The following is a 22,733-nucleotide window of genomic DNA, read 5'->3' as shown; positions in this document are numbered from 1 at the left end:
ATAGAATTGTTGCAGTACAAGTGAGTGACACAAGAAAAGCTTAATAGTAGCAATGCTGCTAAGTTCATAATTATTAAAACATACCGGAAGCTGCCCAACTGGTAACTGGTAATAAATTGAAAGGCATGCTTAAGAATTATTTTAAAATTGCTTACAGAAGCTTTCTGAAAAACAAAGCTTTCTCGTTGATTAACATCCTTGGCCTATCCATTGGAATTTCCGTGTGCTTTATTATCATGCTTTTTGTGCAAGATGAATTAAGCTTCGATCGTTTTAATACAAAAGCAGACAGGACATACCGTATTGTTTTTAATGCAAGTATTAATGGGGGAAAAATAAATGAGGCTAATGTAATGCCACCGGTAGCCCAGGCGTTAATGAATGACTACCCGGAAGTGGAAGAAGCTACCCGCCTGCATGTTGATGGAAGGCCAAAGGTTGCGTATAAAGACAAGTCTTTTAAAGACGCGGAACTTGCTTTTGTTGACGCTAACTTTTTTAATGTATTCACGTTGCCGTTTATAAAAGGCGATGCAAAAACAGCATTATTACAGCCTGACGCTGTGGTTATAACAAAAGAACAGGTGCATAAGTTTTTTGGTGATGAAGAGCCCATTGGCAAAGTGCTGATCTTTAATAATAACAACCCATTAAAAGTAACAGGTGTAATAGATAAAGTACCGGCTAATTCTCATTTTCACTTTGATATGTTTGGGTCTATGGCAACCCTGGATGAGGCCCGGCAACCTACCTGGATGGCATCCAACTTTTTTACATACCTGGTTTTAAAAAAGGGCTTTAGCTATAAGAAACTAGAAGCCAAACTGCCCGGCATGGTAGAGAAATATATGGGCCCCCAAATACAGCAGGAAATGGGTTTAAGCCTGGCACAGTTTAGAACAAAAGGAAACGAGCTTGGTTTTGTTCTGCAGCCTTTAACAGATATACATTTTTACTCTCACAGTAATTTTGAATTAGGCCCCAGTGGGGATATAAGATATATATACATTTTTAGTGCGGTGGCCTTTTTTATGTTACTGATAGCCTGTATAAATTTTATTAATCTTTCTACCGCCGGGGCTTCTAAAAGAGCAAAGGAAGTAGGCCTGCGCAAAGTAATGGGCTCTGGTAAACCCGCATTAATACAACAGTTTTTACTGGAATCTGTATTGATAACATGTGTAGCCCTGGTTTTATCTACCGTATTTGTACAGATGGCTTTGCCTGTGTTTAATGATTTATCGGGCAAGAATTTATCGCTCGGTTTTAGCTTTAAGCCGTTGGCAGTGCTTCTCAGTCTTGGTTTATTGGTTGGCTTGCTGGCAGGTATTTATCCGGCATTTTTTCTTTCTTCATTTAAACCTATAACTACCCTCAAAGGCAACCTGACTGCCGGTAAAAAGAGCTTTGGCTTAAGAAGCAGCCTTGTGGTTTTCCAATTCTTTATTTCAGTTAGTTTAATTACAGGAACCATTGTTATTTACCAGCAAATGAATTTCATTCGCAGTGCTAAACTGGGGTACGATAAAGAACATTTGCTGGTGTTGAACAATTCATGGGCGCTCGGTAAAAATGAAAAATATTTTAAAGAGCAGCTATTGAAAGACCCCCGGGTTATAAACATCACCGTGTCTGGTTATAAACCGGCCGGCCCAAGCTTTAACAACAATTCTTTAGCGTACCCAGAGGGCAGAGAAGATATGATGATGAAAACACTGGAATATAAAATTGATGAACAATATATTCCAACATTGGGTATGCAAATGGCGGCAGGCAGGAATTTTTCAGCCACATTTCCTACAGATTCTTTAGGCATGATTATTAATGAAAGCGCTGCCAGGGCTTTTGGCTGGGGCAATAATGCAGTGGGTAAAAGAATTATAAGAGAGAACAGCCACCGGGGAAAAAATGTTGCATTTACTGTTGTTGGTGTTGTAAAAGATTTTCACTTTAAATCGCTGCATGAAGCCATAACACCGTTGTTGATGGTGTTGCAGCCGGAGTCTGGCATTATTGTAAAAGTGAGGGCTGAGCATATTAGTGATTTGCTTGCGGGTATAAAAACGCAATGGCAAAAACTTACTTCCGAAGAACCTTTTAGCTATGCATTTATGGATGAGCTGTACAACCAAACTTATGCTGCTGAACAAAAAACCGGTCGCATTCTTAACATCTTTACGGCTCTTACCATTATTGTAGCATGCATGGGATTGTTTGGCCTGGCTACCTATACGGCAGAGCGACGCTCTAAAGAAATAGGCATAAGAAAAGTGCTGGGCGCAAGTGTGGCACAGGTTACCACTATGCTTTCCGGAGATTTTTTAAAGCTGGTAGCTATAGGTTGCGTCATCGCGTTTCCGTTGTCGTATTTCGTGATGCATAAATGGCTGCAGGATTTTGCGTATAGAATTGATATGAGTTGGTGGATGTTTCTGCTGGCGGCCGCAGCAGCTATATTAATAGCGGTAGCAACGGTTAGTTTCCAGGCAATCAAAGCAGCATTGGTTAACCCGGTAAAAAGTTTAAGGAACGAGTAGCCATCACTCCGGCCCGCAACGATGTATTGTTTTTGCTTATTACCTTTTTGCCCATGCCTTGTGGATTTTTTTATGGGCCCGGCAGGAGGTACTACTATGAAGCATAGTTGCGTCGCACTCTTGTACGCTTTGTCCGCTATGCAGCAATCCGGCTTCGTGGCAACAGCAAACAAATAAACTTCAACACAAAAAACCTGACCATGTATAAAAGTTATTTAAAAATCGCATGGCGAAATTTGATAAGAAATAAGGCTTTTTCTGCCATTAATATCCTGGGGCTGGGGCTGGGCATGGCTTGCAGCCTGCTTATTATGCTTTGGGTGTATGATGAACGCAGCGTAGATAAATTCCATACCAATAGTAACCTGTTATACCAGGTATACGAGCGTAACTATTATGACGGGAAAGTAGAGGCGGGCTATTCCACCCAGGGCTTGCTGGCAGATGAGCTAAAAAGAATAATACCCGAAGTGCAGTATGCATCAGGAATGGAATATGTAGCCCCGCCCGGTACCAGCAGCACATTTGAAGCAAGTGGAAAGATTACCAAGATGCAAGGCTTTTTTGCCGGTGCAGATTTCTTTAGCATGTTTAGCTATCCATTGCTGCAAGGCAAAATGCAGACAGCTTTAAGTACGCCAAATGCCATAGCTATATCCCGCAGAATGGCAAATATGTTTTTCGGTACTCCCGAAAATGCTATTGGTAAGGCCATACGTTTTGAAAATAAGCAAGACCTCCAGGTAACCGCCGTATTTGAAAATGTACCAGCCAACTCTTCTCAGCAATTTGATTTCTTAAGAAGCTGGGCTGATTTTGTAAAAGAAAACAAATGGGTAAACAACTGGAGCAATACCAGCCCTAACACGTATGTTCAGTTGCAGGCTGGCGCAAACGCTGCTGCGGTAGAAGCAAGGATTAAAGATTTTATTTACCGTTACCAGCAGAAAGACAAATCTTTCGTTACAGAACTTGCATTGCAGCCCTACGCGGAAAAGTACCTGCACTCCACCCTTAAGAACGGCAAAGTTGATGGAGGCCGCATAGAGTATGTTCAACTTTTTACACTGCTGGCCATTTTTGTTTTGCTCATAGCCTGTATCAATTTTATGAACCTGGCTACTGCACGCTCATCAGCCAGGGCCAAAGAAGTTGGGCTGAGAAAAGTTATTGGCGCTATTCGTTCTGTTTTAATAGGCCAGTTTATAGGCGAAGCAATGCTGATAACTTTTTTTGCTGTAGTGATAGCCCTTGGTTTGGCGGCATTGCTTTTACCGGCTTTTAATAATCTTACAGGCAAGACGCTTTCGTTGCCGCTGGCACAACCGGCATTTTGGGCGGTGGTTGCAGCATTATTGGTTATTACGGGCTTTGTATCGGGCAGTTATCCTGCTTTGTTTCTCTCCTCATTTAACCCCGTGACGGTGTTAAAAGGCACGCTAAAGTTTAGCTGGAAGGCGACATTATTTAGAAAAGGGCTTGTTGTTTTCCAGTTCGCACTTTCTATTATGCTTATTGTCGGCATGATTGTGATATACAAGCAGGTTGATTATATACAAAGCAGCAACATAGGATATAACCGCGAAAACCTTTTGTACGTTCCCATAGAAGGAGACCTGATTAAGAACTACAGTGCGTTTAAGCAGGAACTTAAGAAAGTTCCAGGCATACAGGCCATCTCCAAAATGAGGAATTCACCTACTGTTATTGAGCATCATACCGGCAGCATATCCTGGGAGGGTAAAGATCCTGGCGTAACAATTTCTTTTGCAGATGCGGTTGTTGGTTACGACTTTACAAAAACCATGAAACTGCAGTTAAAAGAAGGCCGTGATTTTTCAGAAAGTTATGGAACAGATTCGGCCGCTTACCTGCTTAACGAGGAAGCGGTTAAAAGGATAGGATATACAAATCCCGTAGGCAAAACTGTTAGCTGGGGAAACCGTAAGGGAACAATTATCGGCGTGCTGAAAGATTTTCATTTTAACTCCATGCACCAGTCTATTGAGCCGTTGATTGTACGGCTTGATGAAAACTGGCCCTGGGGCACTATACTTGTAAGAATACGCCCGGGACAAACAAAACAATCTATTGAAGCATTAGAGAAAATCTGCAAATCACTTAACCCCAAAGTGCCCTTTACTTACCGGTTCTCCGATATAGAGTTTGATAACCTGTATCGCAGTGAGGCAGTGGTTAGCAGCCTTTCCAGCTACTTTGCATTCCTGGCAATTTTCATTTCATGCCTCGGTCTATTTGGCCTGGCAACATTTACCGCGGCACAGCGTACCAAAGAAATAGGTGTGCGTAAAGTACTGGGTGCATCTGTATCAACCATTGTTTCCTTGCTGGCGTCTGATTTTTTAAAGTTGGTGTTTATCGCCATGCTGATAGCATTTCCTGTTTCATGGTTTGCCATGAATAGCTGGCTGCAGGAGTTTGCCTATAAAGTAAGCATAGAATGGTGGGTGTTTTTGCTGGCTGGTTTCGCGGCTATTGGTATTGCACTGCTTACAGTAAGTTATCAAAGCATAAAAGCGGCATTGATTAGCCCGGTTAAAAGTTTAAGGAGCGAGTAGCGACAATAGTCAATTAGACCTCTTGCATAAATCATTTTTTCTATAAATAAGAGGTTTTATCATTCCGAAGAATGAGGCATCTGATATTGGATGATGAATAGATTTCTCCTTCGTCGAAATGACAAAAATATTTTATTAAATAGGTCTAATGAACGGGCTTTCATTTACCGGTTGTATTTGCGGATTTTTTATAGGCCCTGCGATGGAACAAGCATGTAACATTGTTGCGTCGCACTCGTGTGCTTTCTCAACATTACTGAGCAAGCGTTCAGCAGAACACTTTCTTATATTAAGCAACAGAACGTGAATAACAAAATATCATCCCATGTTTAAAAACTATCTCAAGATTGCAACCAGGAACCTCTGGCGGCATAAAGCTTTTTCATTTATTAATATAACAGGATTGGCTGTTGGCCTTACCGCCTGCTTTCTCATTTTTTTATATGTACGCTTTGAAACAAGCTATGATAATTTTCATTCTAAAGCAAACAGGATTTATCGTGTTATTACTGATACCAAAACCCCATCTGAAACCATTGAGCAGGCTTATACTTCGGCGCCTATTGCAGGTAATGTAAAAAAAGACTTTCCCGAAGTTGAAGAATCTGTACGGCTTGCAACCGATGGCTACCTGGTGAGGAAAGGAGATGTAAAATTCCAGGAGCAGAATGTGGTGCTTGCTGATTCTACTTTCTTCAACATATTTGATTTCCCGTTGGTAAGCGGTAATAAAAACACGTCACTCAAAGAGCCGATGAGCATCATACTATCGCAAGCCACAGCAAAGAAATACTTTGGTAACGGTAATCCTATGGGGCAGCAGGTGTTGCTTACCGGCGCAGCCATACCTGCCACCATTACTGCCGTAATGAAGGATATTCCTGAGAACTCGCAGGTACAGGCCGATATGCTTGTATCCATGTCATCCTTCCAGCAAATCTATGGCCAGCCAACAGCAGACAGCGAATGGACGAATCACGGGTATTATACTTACCTGCTTTTGAAGCCAAACACCGATGCCCACGGTCTTGAAGCAAAGTTTCCCGCTTTCATGGAATTTCACCATGGCAAGCAGGCAAAAGAATTGCAGATGCAGGACTGGTTGAGCCTTGAACCCTTGCGGGATGTGTATTTAAAATCCAAACGTGAGGGTTTTGTAACCGGCAGCCTGAACAACGTATATATATTTTCCATCATCGCCGCTTTTATTTTGCTGATAGCGGCTATCAACTTCATTAACCTTACTACGGCGCGAAGTACAGAGCGGGCAAAAGAGGTTGGCATACGTAAAGTAGTGGGCGCTGCGAGGATGCAGCTTGCCAAACAATTTATTGGCGAATCTGTCATTATTTCTTTAATCGCATTTGTATTATCCCTTCTGCTCTGTTCAATACTCATGCCGTTGTTCAACCAACTTGCCGGTAAAGTAATCAGTAGCAGCATCTTCAGTAACCCTTCAAATATTGTAAGCTTGTTTCTATTGTCTGTTGGTATTGGCGTAATCGCGGGGCTTTACCCATCACTGGTACTTTCTTCTTTTAAGCCTGTGAATGTGCTGAAAGGTCGTTTTTCAACAGGTACGCAAGGTTTGTTACTGAGAAAGGGCCTGGTAGTGTTTCAATTTGTGGTGTCTATTATTTTGATTGTTGGTACTATCATTGTTTATACGCAGCTAAAATATATGCGAAGCCGGGACCTTGGCTTTAGTAAAGAACAAATGATCTTCATCAATACAAATTACGACCGTAACAAAGATGTATTTAAACAAGCTGTGGCCGCTGTGCCTGGTGTATTGTCAGTATGCTACTCATCGCATGTTCCGGGCAACGGAAATAACTCAGCCTATTCGCAAATACAAAACAAAGCCGGCGAAATGCAGAAAACCAATCTGGATTTATACTTTGTTGATTTTGATTTTATTAGCCAGTATAAATTCAAGCTTGTTGCCGGCCGTGCCTTTTCTCATGAATTTCTTACGGATAGTACACAGGCAATGGTCATCAACGAAAGCGCCGCTAAATCTTTCGGGTATATTTCACCGCAGGAGGCCGTGGGCAGGAATTTTGACCAATGGGGCAGAAAAGGAAAGATCATCGGCGTATTGAAAGATTTCAATTATAAGTCGCTGCAACAGAACATACAGCCGTTGGTTATGCGCATAGAGCCTTTTGGCTTTGGTATGATCTCCATAAAAGTATCGGGCAATAAACTTGCCGCTACAATAAAGGCTATCAGGCAAAAATGGAATGAGGCTATCCCCAACAGGCCGTTTGAGTATAAATTTTTAGATGAATCATTCAATGGTCAATACAAGGCTGAAGAAAAATTTGGCAGCCTGTTTTTTAATTTCGCTGTATTGGCCATTTTTATCTCCTGCCTGGGCCTGCTGGGCCTTGCTTCTTACAGTACAATTCAACGAACGAAAGAAATTGGCGTACGTAAGGTGCTGGGTGCAAGTGTATCCAACATTGTGAATTTGCTGTCTTTGGATTTTCTAAAACTTGTTGTAATAGCTTTTGTTATCGCTGTGCCTGCTGGTTGGTATATCATGAGTATCTGGCTGCGGGATTTTGCTTACCGTACCAACATTGCCTGGTGGATGTTTGGCATTGGAGGCATCGCGGCTATCGCTATTGCTTTTCTCACCATTAGTTTTCAGGCTATTAAAGCCGCGGCGGCTAACCCCGTAAGGAGTTTAAGAAGTGAGTAAGCCCCTCACCCCAAACTCCTCTCCACTTGTGGAAAGGGGGGATGCAAAAATGTATAAACACAGGTAGTTTTTGAAAAAAATGCAAAAGGGTTGTAACAATCAGTTGACACAACCGTTGCACCCTGTGGATGCAATAAAACCTGTGCACAATAATTAGCATGATGCGCCATGCTGAGTAAAGACCAGAACCCTGAAGTGAGTGACACAACAGGCGCTTAATAGTAGCAGTAAAGCTTAGTACATAATTCTTTCGATATAAATTGTCAAAATATAACACTACAGGTTTATGATTAGGAATTACATAAAAGTTGCCTGGCGCAACCTGCTCAGGAATAAAACATCATCCCTGATAAATATTGGCGGGCTGGCTATAGGTATGGCTGTTGCCATTCTTATTGGGTTATGGATTTATGATGAACTGTCGTTTGACAAATACCATAAAAATTATGAACGCCTTGCACGGGTAATGCAAAAGCAAACATTTAATGGTGGACGATATACCCAGGACGCCTTGCCTTTTCCTTTGGGCAAAGCGCTTCAAATGGAGTACGGCAGCGATTTTAAACATGTGGTAATGGCATCCTGGCAAGGAAGTCATATCCTGTCTGCCGGTGACAAAAAGCTATCCGGAGAAGGCATATATATGGACAATGGCGCCGACGCATTGTTATCCCTGAAAATGTTGTATGGTGCTTATGGAAGTTTTAAAGAGCCTAACTCTATCCTGTTATCAGCCTCTACAGCAAAGGCCTTTTTTGGAAATGCCAACCCTATGGGCAAGCTGATGAAACTTGATAACAAGCTTAATGTTAAGGTTACAGGTGTTTATGAAGACCTGCCTTATAATACCTCTTTCAGAGACCTTGATTTTATAAGTACCTGGCAATTGTATGCGTCTTCAGAAGATTGGATAAAAAGGTCTGAAACCGAATGGGGCAACAATTCTTTCCAGGCCTTTGTTCAGTTATCAGATAAGGCAAACCTGGCAACCGTTAATAAAAGAATAGCCAACGTTAAATACACAAAAGTAGATGAAGAAGATAAGCGTTATAAAGCTGAAATATTTCTTCACCCTATGAAGGACTGGCATCTAAGATCGAAGTGGGAAGAAGGAAAACAAAAAGGTGGGTTGATAGAATATGTTTGGCTGTTTTTGATAGTTGGCATTTTTGTGCTTGTACTTGCGTGCATAAACTTTATGAACCTAAGTACCGCACGGTCTGAAAAGAGGGCAAAGGAAGTGGGTATACGCAAGGCGGTAGGATCTTTACGCACACAACTGATAGGGCAGTTTTACAGTGAGTCTTTATTGGTGGTTGCCCTTTCTTTTGTACTGTCGCTTGCTGTTGTAATGCTTGTGCTTCCATGGTTTAACCAGGTGGCGGATAAACGCATGTCTGTGCCCTGGGGCAATATATGGTTCTGGCTTTCGGCATTGGCTTTTGGTATTTTTTCAGGCATCATTGCCGGCAGCTACCCGGCTTTGTACCTGTCATCATTCCAGCCGGTAAAAGTGTTGAAGGGAACGTTTAGGGTTGGGCGTTTTGCAGCATTGCCAAGAAAGGTTTTGGTGGTGGTGCAGTTTACCATTTCTCTTGCGCTTATTATAGGAACTGTTGTTGTGTACAAACAAATACAGCATACCAAAAACAGGCCGATAGGTTATGATAAAAACGGCGTGGTAATGATTGAAATGAAGTCGCCGGATTTTTATGGCAAATTTGATGTGCTGCGTACAGAGCTTAAGGGTAATGGAGCTATAGAAGAAATGTCAGAATCATCTAGCCCGCTTACAGCCGTATGGTCTAATAACGGCGGCTTTAACTGGGAGGGTAAAGACCCTAACCTGGATGCCGATTTTGCAACTATCTGGGTAACCCACGAATTTGGTAAAACAGTGGGCTGGCAGTTTAAGGAAGGCAGGGATATGTCCCGTGAGTTTTCTACAGATTCGGCATCTGTTGTAATGAATGAAGCCGCGGTAAAATTTATGGGTATCAGGGAGCCTGTTGGAAAAACCATCAGGTGGGGCAGCGATGAACGTGCCCGTAGCTACAAAGTAATTGGCGTTATTAAAGACATGCTGATGCAATCGCCATACGAGGAAGTAAAACAAACTTTTTACTTCCTGGATTACAACAATGTTAACTGGATTATACTTAAGCTGAATGGTACCAAAAGTGTATCTGAATCGCTTGCCAAAATAGAGGCAGCCTTTAAAAAGAATATTCCTTCTGCCCCGTTTGAATACCAGTTTGCAGATGCTGGCTTTGCTGAAAAATTTGCTGCTGAAGAACGTGTGGGCAAGCTATCTACCTTCTTTGCCGCGCTGGCTGTTTTAATAAGCTGCCTCGGCCTGTTTGGCCTCGCTTCTTTTGTTGCTGAACAGCGTACCAAAGAAATAGGCATACGTAAAGTGCTGGGCGCATCAGTAGCTGGTTTGTGGAGCATGCTTTCGAGAGATTTTGTTTTACTCGTTATCATTTCTTGTTTTATTGCAGGGCCCTTGGCCTATTACTACATGCATGGATGGTTGCAAAAATATACCTACCGTACAGATATATCGTGGTGGGTATTCGCGGCAACTGCTTTAGGTGCGTTGCTTGTTACATTGTTAACCGTAAGTTTTCAAAGCATTAAGGCCGCATTGATGAACCCGGTAAAGAGTTTAAGGAGTGAGTAGCCCTCATCCAGAAAGTAGGTATTGACTTTAATGACGCATTGACTTTATGTCTATGACTTTTTGGTACCGGGCAGCAGGCACTGCTATTGGGCTTTGCTTGCGTCGTCCCGAAATTTCGGGATACTGTTGAGTTCGCTATGGCAGCAATCCAGCACCGTAGCAAGCATTAAACATTGAACAAACGAACATTCAACAACTAAACACATCAATATGTTTCGCAACTACATTGTAACTGCATGGCGTAACCTCCGCAAAAGCAAGGCGCATTCCTTTATCAATATTACCGGCCTTGCCGTGGGTATGGCTGTAGCAATGCTTATTGGCCTTTGGGTATATGATGAAGTATCTTTTAACCGGAGCTTTCAGCATTATAACCACATTGGCCAGGTATGGCAGTTTGTAAAATTTGGAGAGGAGAAATCTTCATACAATTCCATGCCCATCCCGCTGGCGGAAGAATTGCGCAGTAAGTATCCTGAATTTGAAGCCGTAAGCGTTTCCACCTATACCAGGGATGCTGTTTTTGGTTTTGCCGATAAAAAAATTGCCGGCACCGGTAATTATGCCGAGCCGGCATTTGCAGATATGCTGTCCGTTAAAATAACCGAAGGCAGCAGCAATGGCTTACGGGACATTAATTCTGTCATGCTGTCTCAAAGCCTGGCAAAAAAGATATTTGGAAACCAAAGCGCTATTAATAAAATTCTGAAAATTGATAACCGGCAAAACGTTAAGGTAACGGCGGTTTACCAGGACTTGCAAAAGAACAGCAGTTTTCAGGATGTACATTTTATCGCCCCCTGGCAGTTAAATTTATTGATGGATGAAAATGCTAAGAATGGTGCAGATGTATGGGATAACAATTCATATCCTATTTATGTGCAGTTGAAAGAAGGTGCAGACTTTAAAAAGGTATCCGCTAAAATTCAGGATATACGAATGAAAAGGGATAATCCACCTGCTTATAAACCTGAGTTCTTTATACACCCCATGAGCCGCTGGCATTTGTATGGTGATTTCAAGAACGGCATTAACACGGGCGGGCTTATCAAGTTTGTGTGGCTTTTTGGTGTTACCGGCATTTTTGTTTTGTTGCTGGCCTGTATCAATTTTATGAACCTGAGCACCGCACGGTCTGAGAAAAGGGCCCGTGAAGTGGGTATCCGCAAAGCCATTGGCTCTATGCGTATGCAGTTAATTGCCCAGTTTTTTTGTGAGTCACTGCTGGTAACTTTTATTGGTTTTGCAATTTCTCTTGTAATTATCCGGCTGATGCTTCCGTTTTTTAATGAAATAGCAGGTAAACAGATGCTGATGTTTTGGGATAAACCTTTGTTTTGGATTGTCGCCATTGCGTTCACCGTATTCACCGGGCTTATAGCAGGCAGCTACCCGGCTTTTTATTTGTCCTCATTCAGGCCGGTAAAAGTTTTAAAAGGTGTTTTTAAAGCTGGCCGCCTGGCGGCTGTTCCGCGCAGGGTATTGGTGGTGCTGCAGTTTACTGTTTCTGTCGCTTTAATTATTGGTACCGTAGTAGTTTACAGGCAGGTGCAGCACTCCCGTAACAGGCCTGTGGGTTATAGCCGCAATGGGTTAATTGAAGTGGCCATGAATACGCCCGATTTATACGGCCATTATAATGCTTTACGTAACGACCTTATCAGCACCGGGGCCGTAGCAGAAATGTCTCAGTCTTCCGGCTCGGTAACAGTTCAGTATGGCGGCACTACAGATATCTCATGGCCAGGCAAAACGGCCGATCAACACCCGCTGGTAATGTCAAACGAGATAACACATGATTATGGAAAAACAGTAGGCTGGCAAATAGTGCAGGGCAGGGACTTTTCCAGAAGCTTCCGTTCAGATACAGCGGCTGTAATACTAAATGAATCGGCGGCAAAACTCATGGGCTTTAAACAACCCATAGGCCAAACAATTAGGTGCAGCGGTAAAAATTACCAGGTTATTGCTGTTACTAAAGACATGATTAAGGAATCTCCTTTCGACCCTGTTAAGCCGTCTTTCTTCTTACTCAACTACAAAGGGGTTAATGTTATTAACATTAAGCTTGCGCCACAGTTAAGTGTGCATGAAGCGTTGCTGCAGGTAGAGGAAGTATTTAAAAAGTATAATCCGTCAAGTCCTTTCAATTTCAATTTCGTGGATGACAAGTATGCAGAAAAGTTCAGCAACGAAGTTCGTATTGGCAAGCTGGCTGCATTCTTTGCTATACTTGCCATCTTTGTTTCCTGCCTTGGCCTTTTCGGGATGGCTTCTTTTATGGCTGAGCAACGTACCAAAGAAATTGGCGTGCGTAAAGTACTCGGTGCATCTGTTTATAACCTGTGGCAGTTACTGTCAAAAGAATTTGTAGCGCTTGTTCTTATCTCGTTTTTCATTGCGGCGCCGGTTGCTTATTACTTTATGCACAACTGGCTGCAGAACTACGAGTACCGTGCTGATTTGTCGTGGTGGATTTTCGGGGTTACAGGCGCAGGTGCGCTGTTAATTACATTGTTAACCGTAAGCTTTCAAAGCATTAAGGCCGCGTTGATGAACCCGGTAAAGAGTTTAAGGAGTGAGTAGCCTTAATCCTTAAATTACTTATTGACTTCATTGACGAATTGACCTTATGCCTACGACTTTTTTGGGGCCGGGCAGGAGGAATAAGCATGAGGCATCGTTGCGTCGCACTCTTGTACTATACCGCTTTACGCAACAACAAATCCGGCATCCCGCAACATTGTGGGCACATTTAAATTAGCCATTCAGCAGCAGGCAACTTTTGAATAAATGAGCAGGTTGCAGCACATTGTACAGTAATGAACAAAGCGTACAAGTGAGTGACACAACAGGCGATGATAGTAGCAATTTAGCTGGTCACCAAAAAATGTTACGCAAGCTTATCAGGCGATGAAGTGGAGTATACTGCGTACTGTGTAATTGGCAAACATGTATCAAAAACGTACAACAACTGTACGAAAACGAACAGCTTCGTACCAAGGCCGTAACTATCTTATTGTAAATCACTTATATTGATTTCGGCACCTTTTTTATGCGATAATGAAATGTGTGTTCCGCCTGTTAAAATTTTGCATTCTATTTAATTAAAGCATAGCCATGATTAAAAGCTATCTGAAAATTGCGTGGCGCAATCTTTTTCGTAACAAAGGTTTTGCGCTAACCAACCTGTTGGGTTTAACCATTGGTATTACCTGCACCATTTTTATTTTATTATGGGTAAGGGACGAACTTACCTACGATAAATTTCACGCCAACTACAACAACATTCATGTGGTTATTGCCAACAGGGATTTTAAGAATCGGGTATTTACAGATTATAATATGGTGCTTCCCCTGGCACAGGCAATTGAAGGTAAAAGCCCGCAGGTAAAACATGCTGTAGTAACCACGCAGAACTATGAGCAGATTGTTGGCTATGGAGATGCCAAACTTAAAAAAAGCGGCTATACGGTTAGTGAGCATTTCTTCAATATGTTTACCTGGAAGTTTATAAAGGGTAATCCCGCCACAGCGCTTAAAGATCCCTCTTCGGTTGTACTCACACAATCCGCTGCCAAAGCTTTTTTTGGCGATAAAGACCCCATCAATAAAGTACTCAGGATAGATAACTCTGAAGATGTAAAAGTAACCGCTGTTGTTGCAGACCCACCCGGCAATTCCAGCTTTACTTTCGATTATATAAGGCCTTTTAACTACAACGACCCGGATACCAAACGGTCCATGGAAAATTGGGTGAATTCATCCTGGCGGCTGTATGTGCAAACGGCAGAAGGCGCCAATATGAAGCAGGTGGATAAGCTGGTTAATGATATAAAAAAATCGCATGACAATAATGATAAAATAAGTACCTACTTTACTTTTCCCATGAGCAGGTGGCGCCTTTACAGTGAGTTTAAAGACGGCATTAATACAGGTGGCATGATAGAGTATGTAAGGCTGTTTACCATTATCGCCATCATCATTTTGCTGATAGCCTGTATAAATTTTATGAACCTTTCTACAGCACGGTCAGAAAGAAGGTCTAAAGAAGTGGGCATAAGAAAAACGTTGGGTTCCGGTAAAAAGCAGTTGGTATTGCAGTTCTTTTTTGAATCTATGATTCTTGTGCTGATAGCTTTTGTGTTTTCTGTTGCAAGTGTTTACCTGCTGCTGCCTTCTTTTAACCTGCTGGTAAGCAAACATCTTGTACTTGGTATAACGCAACCAGTTTTCTGGCTGGCGGCTGCCGCCATCATTTTGTTTACAGGTGTTATAGCAGGCAGTTATCCAGCTTTGTACCTGTCGTCTTTCAACCCGGTTACGGTACTAAAAGGTACATTCCTGGCAGGTAAAAAAGCAGCGCTGCCACGCAGGGTGCTGGTAGTGGGGCAGTTTGTTATATCTATCTTATTAATATCCGCTACCATCATTGTGTATATGCAGATACAGCATATTAAGAACAGGGATATTGGGTACAATGCGCAAAACCTGCTCATGGTACCCATGACAAGCGACCTGGAAAAGAATTATGCTGTTGTAAAACAGGAATTGCTCAATAGCGGATCAATAAGCGCTGTAACCCGCACCAGCTCTCCCATTACCCAGGTGTGGTGGAAGTCTGGGGCGCCAGACTGGAATGGCAAGCCGGCTGATTTGTCCCTGATTATTTCAGGTCTGCGTACAGATGTTGGCCTTACCCAAACCATGGGCATTAAAATGCTGGAAGGACATGATTTTTCGGGAATGCCCGCTGATTCCGCTAATGTATTGCTGAACAAGGCCGCCGTTGAAGCCATGCAGTTGAAAAAACCCATTGGCATGGAAATGCGCTTTGGCGATGAGAAATATACTGTAATAGGCGTTACCGATAATATTGTTATGGAATCGCCCTTTCAACCCGTTGACCCCATGCTGGTATTCTATAACCCCAATTATAACAATATCGTAAGTCTGCGTCTTTCAGAAAAAGCCCAGCTACAAAAAGTGTTGCCTTTACTGGAAACAGTATTTAAAAAATATAACCCGGCTTATCCTTTTGAGTACCAGTTTGCTGATGAAGAGTTTGGTAAAAAATTCATTGCTGAAGAGTTAATCAGGAAGCTAACCAACATATTTGCTGGGTTGGCCATTTTTATTTGCTGTATTGGCCTGGCAGGCCTGGCTTCTTTTACCATAGAAAAACGTATCCGGGAAATAGGCATACGCAAAGTACTGGGCGCATCTGTACAGCAGGTGCTGTTGTTGATATCCCGTGAGTTTTTAAGGCTGGTACTTATTGCTTTTATTATCGCTGTTCCAATTGCCTGGTGGGCCATGCATAGCTGGCTGCAGAAATACACCTATCATATCAGCATAAGTATATGGCTGTTTATTGCGGTTGGGGGCATGGTGTTGCTGCTTACATTGCTGGTAGTAAGCCTTAATACCATGCGGGCTGCGCTTGCCAACCCTGTAAAGAGTTTGAGGACAGAGTAGTACCATATAGGGGGTAACGCCCCTGCCTGCTTACAGCGTTGTAATGCTTAACACAAGTTGATTTTTGTATGATAAGAAACTACCTGAAAATTGCTTTGAGGAACATTATGCGCCACAAGGCTTACTCCCTGCTAAACATATCCGGACTGGCTATTGGTATGGCATGCAGTATACTTATATTCTTATGGGTGCAGAACGAGTTAAGCTACGACCGGTTTCATGCTAATGCCGGCCAACTCTACCGGCTTACCTGCAATGCGGGAGATTTTAGGGCAGCCGTTAGCCCCGCAGGCATGGGGGAGGGTTTGCAGAAAGAAATGCCGGAAATAAAAGCCGTTATAAGGTTAAGCAAACCCAGTACTAACCTGCTGGAAGTTGGTAACCGGAAGTTTGAAGAAAAGCGTGTTTTTTTTGCTGATTCTAATTTTCTGCAGGAATTTTCTTTTGAACTGCTGAAAGGAAACCGTGCCACAGCACTGCAAAGCCCTGATGGCATATTGATTACGCAAGACATGGCCAAAAAGTATTTTGGAAACGAGGAGGCTTTAGGCAAGGTTATACGAAAGGATAATGCGGAGAATTATACAGTTACCGGTATCCTGGCAAATGCCCCATCCAATTCGCATTTGCAGTTTGATTTTATTTTACCTATTTCATCTATTGCGAATAAAGATTACGATTTAAAAAACAAAGTTTGGGGCAATTACAATTATTACACTTATTTAAAACTTGATAAAACGGTCAGCGTTTCATCAAGCCTTACCCAGCGCATACTCAAGATATATAAGGCGCATGTTCCCAACATGAAAGTTGAGTTTCATTTGCAGCCGCTAACCGATATTCATTTACAATCAGACTGGCAAATAGACCTGCCCGGCCATGGCAATACGCAATATGTAAACATTTTTTTCATCGTTGCCATCTTTATCCTGGCTGTTGCCTGCATCAATTTTATGAACCTGGCTACGGCACGTTCTGCCCGCCGGGCAAAAGAGGTAGGGCTGCGCAAAGTAGTTGGGGCTGAACGGTACCAGTTGGTGCTGCAGTTCCTGGGCGAATCTTTAATTGTTTCTTTCCTTTCGCTGGTAATAGCCATTGGCCTAGTGTACCTGTTATTGCCAGCCTTTAATTTACTGGCCGAAAAGAAACTGGTCATAAGTTTACTGGATGGCAAACTAATGTTTACATTACTTGCCATCGCTTTTTTTACCGGTTTGATATCGGGCAGTTACCCCGCTTTGTTCCTCTCCGGTTTTAAACCCGTAAAGGTTTTAAAAGGTAAATTAAAGCTGGGAGTGGGCAATCTTGTTTTCCGTAATACGCTGGTTGTTGCGCAGTTTGTTGTAGCTATCCTGTTGCTCGTTGGCACAGCGGTAGTTTACCGGCAGCTCAATTTTATTAAAAACAAAAACCTGGGCTTTGATAAATCAAACCTTTTGTACGTACCTATGGCTGGAGAAATTTGGGGCAAACAACAGGCTTTAAAAGCAGCCCTGCAGCAAAACCCGTTAACAAGTGAATTTTCCATCATCTCTGATTTGCCTGCAAGCCTTACCACCGGTACAATAGAAGTTTCATGGGAAGGGAAAGACCCCAACTCCCAGGTGGTGGTTCCTTCTATGGACGTGGATGAAAATTTTATTGATGTTTTTAAAATGAACATACTGTCTGGCCGCGGTTTTTCAAAAGAGTTTAAAGGAGACAGCTCCAGCTATGTTATTAATGAAACCGCCGCCCGTTTAATGGGTATGAAAGTTAATACCGCCGTAGGAAAAACTTTAGATTTCAGTGGAACCAAGGGACCTATTATAGGCGTGGTAAAAGATTTCAACTTTAAATCTCTGCAGTATGCCATAGAGCCGCTGGTGTTGCGGCTTAACAAGTGGGGTGGCATAGCGATAGTACGTACACCTGCCGGCAATACAGAAGCTGCTATTAAAGTGCTGGAGAAAATCAGCCACGACCTTAACCCGGCTTACCCGCTTGCTTACAGCTTTCTTGAAAAGGACTTAGACAACCTTTACCGCGGCGAGCAGCAAATGGGCAGCATATTTAACCTTTTTGCCATGCTGGCCATTTTTATTTCATGCCTGGGTTTGTATGGGCTGTCTGCTTATATGGCCGAACAGCGTACAAAAGAAATAGGCGTACGCAAAGTATTAGGTGCAACGGTGTTAAACATAGTGTATTTGCTGTCGGGCAGTTTTACAAAATTGATAGTTATCGCTATGGCTATAGCCATACCCATTTCCTGGCTGGCCATCGGCAGTTGGCTTAACGGCTTTGCCTACCGTGTTGATGTTGGCTGGCTGGTTTTTCTTGTTGCTTCTTTGGTGGCATTGTTTATTGCATTAATAACGGTAAGCTATGAGTCAGTAAAGGCGGCAATAGCCAACCCTGTAAAAAGTTTGAGAAGTGAATAAGTTGCGTTATTAACAGCAGGCCGGGAATGTATTTTACTGAAGGGCTTCGCAAAAAATATGACAGCAAAAGAAGCCGCGTGTTGCACCATGGGTGAGGGATTGCAGCGGATACCCCGGTGAAGGCATTGTGTGTTGGATTCTGCGCCGGAGTATGAGCGGAAAGCCCGACCCGAGGCACGAGGGGCACCCCCAAACCAACTTAATGAATTTACTTATTGACCCTTTACAATACAACCGTTTTGCTATGATAAAGAATCTTCTGCTGGTGGCGTTGCGCAATTTTAAGCGTGACAAATGGTACAGCCTGCTAAATATACTTGGCCTTACCATTGGTATTACTTTTAGCCTGCTGCTTATTTTTTATATTAAGGATGAGCTTAGCTACGACCGCTATAATAAAAAGGCAGATCGTATTTACCGCATCACATCCTACATTAAAGAGCCGGATAAGGACACGCTGAAGTGGGCTATCACACAGTTTCCCCTGGGGCCGGCGCTGCAAAAAGATTATCCGGAGGTTGAGGAGGCCGTACGTTTTGTTGGCAATGGCCGCAACATGTACAAAGTGGGCGACTTAAAACTGTACGAAGACAAAGTTTACTTTACCGACAGCGGCCTGTTCAGAATTTTTACGCATGAGTTTATTGAAGGCAATCCAAAAACTGCTTTGGTTGAGCCCAACTCTATGGTGCTTACACAATCTGTAGCCGAAAAGTTTTTTGGAAAGGGCAAAGCTTATGTGGGCAAATCTCTTACCAACGATAACGGGGATGTATATAAGGTTACGGCCGTAATAAAGGATGTGCCTAAAAACTCGCACATAATTTTTAACGTGCTTATCTCAGTAACATCCCTGCCTAAAAACTTTGCTGACAATTGGGGGGGCTTTAGCTTTTACACTTATGTATTGCTGAAGCCGAATACCAGCGCCGCTGTTTTTGAAAACAAGCTTAAGCCCATGTACGATAAATATATGGCATCCATATTTGCGCAGTACAATATTAAAATACGTTACGGCGTGCAGCGTGTTACAGATATCCATCTGCATTCTGATATGGCTAACGAGCCCGAAGAACTGGGCAGTGTTTCTTATATCTACATTTTTTCGGCCGTGGCATTTTTTATGCTCATTATAGCCTGCATAAATTATATGAACCTAACCACGGCACGTTCTGCAAGGCGTGCAAAAGAAATAGGCATACGCAAGGTTACGGGCTCGTCAAAGCCGCAACTGGTGGCACAGTTTCTTATTGAATCTATGCTTACAGCCCTGTTTGCCTTGTTGTTAAGCATGGTGGTTATATTGCTGCTGCTGCCCATGTTTAATAACCTTTCCGGCAAGTTTATTTCTTTCAGTACCCTGTTTCAGCCAGGTACATTTGTAATACTGCTGTGCATAGTATTGTTTGTTGGTTTTCTCGGCGGCAGTTACCCGGCTTTCTACCTGTCAAAGTTTAATCCCGTAAGCGTATTAAAAGGCAGCCTTTCCAAAAGCTCCAGCAATGTAGCGTTGCGCCGTGTATTGGTGGTGGTGCAGTTCTCTATTTCAATGATTATGCTTATATGCACCTGGGTGGTTTATGGGCAGCTAAAATACCTGCGCAACAAAGACCTGGGTTTTAGTAAAGACCAGGTATTATCCCTAACAGCCAGTGCCAATAACGATATACGCGGTAAGGTAATGGCTTTTAAAAACGATGTGCGTAAGAACCCGCAGGTGCTGTCTGTAAGTACGGCAGAGAGTACGCCAGGCGGGCCTAATGTTAACTTTAACCTGTTTACGGTAGAGTCAAAAAACGGCTTTGTTGATAAAGGTGTTGATTGCTATGCGATAGATGAAGATTACTTTAAAACGCTGGGCATGCAGATAAAAAAAGGCCGCAATTTTTCAGGCCTTTCGGATACGCTCAGAAGCATTATTGTAAACGAAAATATGGTGAAGGAATTTGCGTGGGGCGATAACCCAATCGGCAAGCGGGTTAAGTTTCCGGGCGATACATCCAGCTTTACGCTTGAAGTGATAGGCGTGGTAAAAGACTTTAACCAGAAATCATTGTACAACCCCATAGCGCCGTTGCTCTTGTTCTACCGGCCTAATAACAGCATTATGCAGCTTAAGCTGGATGCAAAAAACATCCCGGCTACCATTGCGGGCATAGAAAAATCCTGGAAAGTTGCATTTCCCGAACTGCCCTTTCAATATACGTTCCTTGACCAGGATTTCGATTCGCAGTACGCAGCCGATCAAAAGCGTGGAAAAATATTTACAGCTTTCTCCGTGCTTACCATTCTCATTACCTGCCTGGGTTTATTGGGCCTTATCGCCTTTACAACAGAACAGCGGCAGAAAGAAATAAGCATACGCAAAATAATGGGCGCCGGCCTTGCGCAGATAGTGCCATTAGTTACCAAAAACTTTGTGTTGCTGGTTGGCATATCCTGCCTTATCGCCTTTCCGGTGGCGTATTTGTTTATGGATAAATGGCTAAAAATTTTCCCTTACAACACAGGGCTGTCTGCCGTGCCGTTTTTATTGTCAGCGTTTACTGTATTGCTCATCACTATGGGCACGGTAATGTTTCATACAATAAAAGCGGCCATCGCTAACCCCGCAAAAAGTTTAAGAAGTGAGTAGTGAATGGTGAATGGGGTTATGGCTTCGCATCGTATAATGACATCCCCCATTACATTTTTATGGGCCCGGCAGCGGGAACTGCTATGAAGCTGCCGTTGCGTCGCACTCTTCTACTGCAGCAATCCTATTCACCAATTGCCGCAGTAGCCTGCCCTGAGAAAAGCGAAGGGCCTTGTCCGCTATTCGGCCATCATCATTAGTCTTCGCCGTTTGTTTTACCCGCCATTCAACACTTTAAAAACCACTGCTGCCAGTAAGCTGCCTATCACAGGTCCCGCTACCGGTACCCAGCTATAGCCCCAGTCGCTGTCACGCTTGTTTTTAATGGGCAGCAGCGCATGCATAATGCGTGGCCCCAAATCACGGGCCGGGTTAATAGCGTAACCAGTTGGGCCACCCAGGCTAAGGCCTACGCCCAGCACCAGCAAAGCCACCGGCAAAGCATCCAGCGCACCCAAACTGTTAGATGGGGCCACAATAAATAATACGCCAAGTATCAGTACAAATGTTCCGATTATTTCAGTTAACACATTGTGCAGCGGATGGCGAATGGATGGCGATGTGCAAAACACCCCCAGCTTCGTATCTGCATCTTTTGTATCGTCAAAATGTTGCTTGTAGGCAACCCATACCAAAAATGCACCCAGCATGGCGCCCAGCAGTTGGGCGCCTATGTACGAGGGCACATCGGCCCAGTTAAACTTTCCCAGGTAGGCAAGAGCAATGGTAACCGCTGGGTTAAGGTGCGCCCCGCTGGCTTTTGCAGATGCAAACACGCCCACAAATACAGCTATGGCCCAACCGAATGTAATGGCAATAAGCCCGCCATTGTTGCCTTTGGTTTTATTGAGTATTACATTAGCTACCACGCCATCGCCTAAAATAATTAATAACGCAGTTCCGGCAAGCTCGCTGATAAATGGAGACATAAGAAGTTTTGAAGTTTATATGGCTTTGCAGTATAAATATATACTATCTGAAATAAGCAAAGCAGGCTATGCAAAAATTTCAAACAGTATTTGTAAGGTTTTGTGGTATTTGGCGCACTAACAGATAGCAGCATGCTGAAAGCCGGTTGCATTTTGCAGTACTATTAATTAACTTAACAGTAAAATATTGACACTATGGCTAATGAATCTTTTATAGGAAAGGAGGAAACGCCGATAGTTCCTCCAACACAGGATGAAAAAACGCTGGCGCTTATCTCTCACGTACTCGCCATTTTTATCCCGTTTTTTGCTCCTTTAATTATTTACCTGGTAAAAAAAGATGAGTCTTCGTTTATAGCTGCCCATTCCAGGGAATCACTCAATTTTCAAATAACGTTAGTGATTGTTTATATTATTTGTATTATAACGCTTATTGGCTGGCTACTGATATGGCCCATTTACATACTATCTGTATTGCTTTGTATTCTTGCCACCATACGTGCAAGTGAAGGGAAATTGTACCGTTATCCTTTTACTATAAGGTTTATAAAGTAAACCGCAGCGTGTTGCACTTTCGGGTGAGGGATTGCAGCGGTTACCCCGGTGAAGCCCTGGCAGCAGGGCTTTTGTGCCGGAGTAATAGCGGAAAGCCCGACCCCTTGCGATAGCTTGGGGGCACCCCCTTAAATGCTTACTATCTCTTAATACAGTAGCCTTGATTACGCTTGTTTAAAATGTTTGCATGCTTTACAAATAAAG

The 22,733-nt window shown here is 43.0% G+C and carries 10 protein-coding genes; 9 read left to right on the top strand and 1 reads right to left on the bottom strand.

What is annotated here, in order from left to right; all coding sequences use genetic code 11:
• Nucleotides 1-125: 125 nt before the first annotated feature.
• The 8 genes from F0364_RS22500 (at nt 126) to F0364_RS22465 (ending at nt 21,045) form a co-directional block, all read left to right on the top strand.
• Entirely contained in the window at nt 126-2,537 is a 2,412-nt protein-coding gene (locus F0364_RS22500; protein ID WP_153800070.1) for an ABC transporter permease, read from the top strand.
• Between the two features lie 200 nt (nt 2,538-2,737).
• A complete protein-coding gene (locus F0364_RS22495) occupies nt 2,738-5,116 on the top strand; it encodes an ABC transporter permease (RefSeq protein ID WP_153800069.1) in 2,379 nt (792 codons plus the stop codon).
• A 325-nt stretch (nt 5,117-5,441) separates the two neighbouring features.
• The gene (locus F0364_RS22490) at nt 5,442-7,826 is read left to right on the top strand and encodes an ABC transporter permease (protein WP_153800068.1); all 2,385 of its coding nucleotides are present in this window, start codon (nt 5,442-5,444) and stop codon (nt 7,824-7,826) included.
• 286 nt (nt 7,827-8,112) lie between these two features.
• Nucleotides 8,113-10,509: an ABC transporter permease gene (locus tag F0364_RS22485; RefSeq protein WP_153800067.1), complete on the top strand. Its 2,397-nt coding sequence runs from the start codon at nt 8,113-8,115 to the stop codon at nt 10,507-10,509.
• Nucleotides 10,510-10,719: 210 nt separating this feature from the next.
• Nucleotides 10,720-13,095: an ABC transporter permease gene (locus tag F0364_RS22480; RefSeq protein ID WP_153800066.1), complete on the top strand. Its 2,376-nt coding sequence runs from the start codon at nt 10,720-10,722 to the stop codon at nt 13,093-13,095.
• A 534-nt stretch (nt 13,096-13,629) separates the two neighbouring features.
• Nucleotides 13,630-15,987, top strand: coding sequence for an ABC transporter permease (locus tag F0364_RS22475; RefSeq protein ID WP_153800065.1), 2,358 nt, complete (start codon nt 13,630-13,632; stop codon nt 15,985-15,987).
• A gap of 68 nt (nt 15,988-16,055) precedes the next feature.
• Complete coding sequence (locus F0364_RS22470; RefSeq protein WP_153800064.1) at nt 16,056-18,410, top strand: ABC transporter permease; 2,355 nt, start codon at nt 16,056-16,058, stop codon at nt 18,408-18,410.
• 202 nt (nt 18,411-18,612) lie between these two features.
• Complete coding sequence (locus F0364_RS22465) at nt 18,613-21,045, top strand: ABC transporter permease (protein ID WP_235921210.1); 2,433 nt, start codon at nt 18,613-18,615, stop codon at nt 21,043-21,045.
• Between the two features lie 215 nt (nt 21,046-21,260).
• Here F0364_RS22465 and F0364_RS22460 read toward each other — a convergent pair whose 3' ends face one another.
• Complete coding sequence (locus F0364_RS22460) at nt 21,261-21,974, bottom strand: MIP/aquaporin family protein (RefSeq protein WP_153800063.1); 714 nt, start codon at nt 21,972-21,974, stop codon at nt 21,261-21,263.
• Nucleotides 21,975-22,169: 195 nt separating this feature from the next.
• Between F0364_RS22460 and F0364_RS22455 the strand changes: the two genes are divergently transcribed.
• Nucleotides 22,170-22,529: a DUF4870 domain-containing protein gene (locus tag F0364_RS22455; protein ID WP_153800062.1), complete on the top strand. Its 360-nt coding sequence runs from the start codon at nt 22,170-22,172 to the stop codon at nt 22,527-22,529.
• The last annotated feature ends 204 nt before the right edge of the window (nt 22,530-22,733 follow it).

It is taken from the genome of Foetidibacter luteolus (assembly GCF_009650435.1).
In the GTDB taxonomy this organism is placed as follows: Bacteria; Bacteroidota; Bacteroidia; order Chitinophagales; family Chitinophagaceae; genus Foetidibacter; species Foetidibacter luteolus.
The sequence above is the reverse complement of the archived record's forward strand: the minus strand, read 5'-3'. Positions and strand labels throughout refer to the sequence as shown.

Bases quoted from the DNA above. Each gene is read 5' to 3' on its own strand.
- F0364_RS22500 (WP_153800070.1), top strand. From the start codon at position 126: ATGCTTAAGAATTATTTTAAAATTGCTTACAGAAGCTTTCTGAAAAAC.
- F0364_RS22495 (WP_153800069.1), top strand. From the start codon at position 2,738: ATGTATAAAAGTTATTTAAAAATCGCATGGCGAAATTTGATAAGAAAT.
- F0364_RS22490 (WP_153800068.1), top strand. From the start codon at position 5,442: ATGTTTAAAAACTATCTCAAGATTGCAACCAGGAACCTCTGGCGGCAT.
- F0364_RS22485 (WP_153800067.1), top strand. From the start codon at position 8,113: ATGATTAGGAATTACATAAAAGTTGCCTGGCGCAACCTGCTCAGGAAT.
- F0364_RS22480 (WP_153800066.1), top strand. From the start codon at position 10,720: ATGTTTCGCAACTACATTGTAACTGCATGGCGTAACCTCCGCAAAAGC.
- F0364_RS22475 (WP_153800065.1), top strand. From the start codon at position 13,630: ATGATTAAAAGCTATCTGAAAATTGCGTGGCGCAATCTTTTTCGTAAC.
- F0364_RS22470 (WP_153800064.1), top strand. From the start codon at position 16,056: ATGATAAGAAACTACCTGAAAATTGCTTTGAGGAACATTATGCGCCAC.
- F0364_RS22465 (WP_235921210.1), top strand. From the start codon at position 18,613: ATGAATTTACTTATTGACCCTTTACAATACAACCGTTTTGCTATGATA.
- F0364_RS22460 (WP_153800063.1), bottom strand. From the start codon at position 21,974: ATGTCTCCATTTATCAGCGAGCTTGCCGGAACTGCGTTATTAATTATT.
- F0364_RS22455 (WP_153800062.1), top strand. From the start codon at position 22,170: ATGGCTAATGAATCTTTTATAGGAAAGGAGGAAACGCCGATAGTTCCT.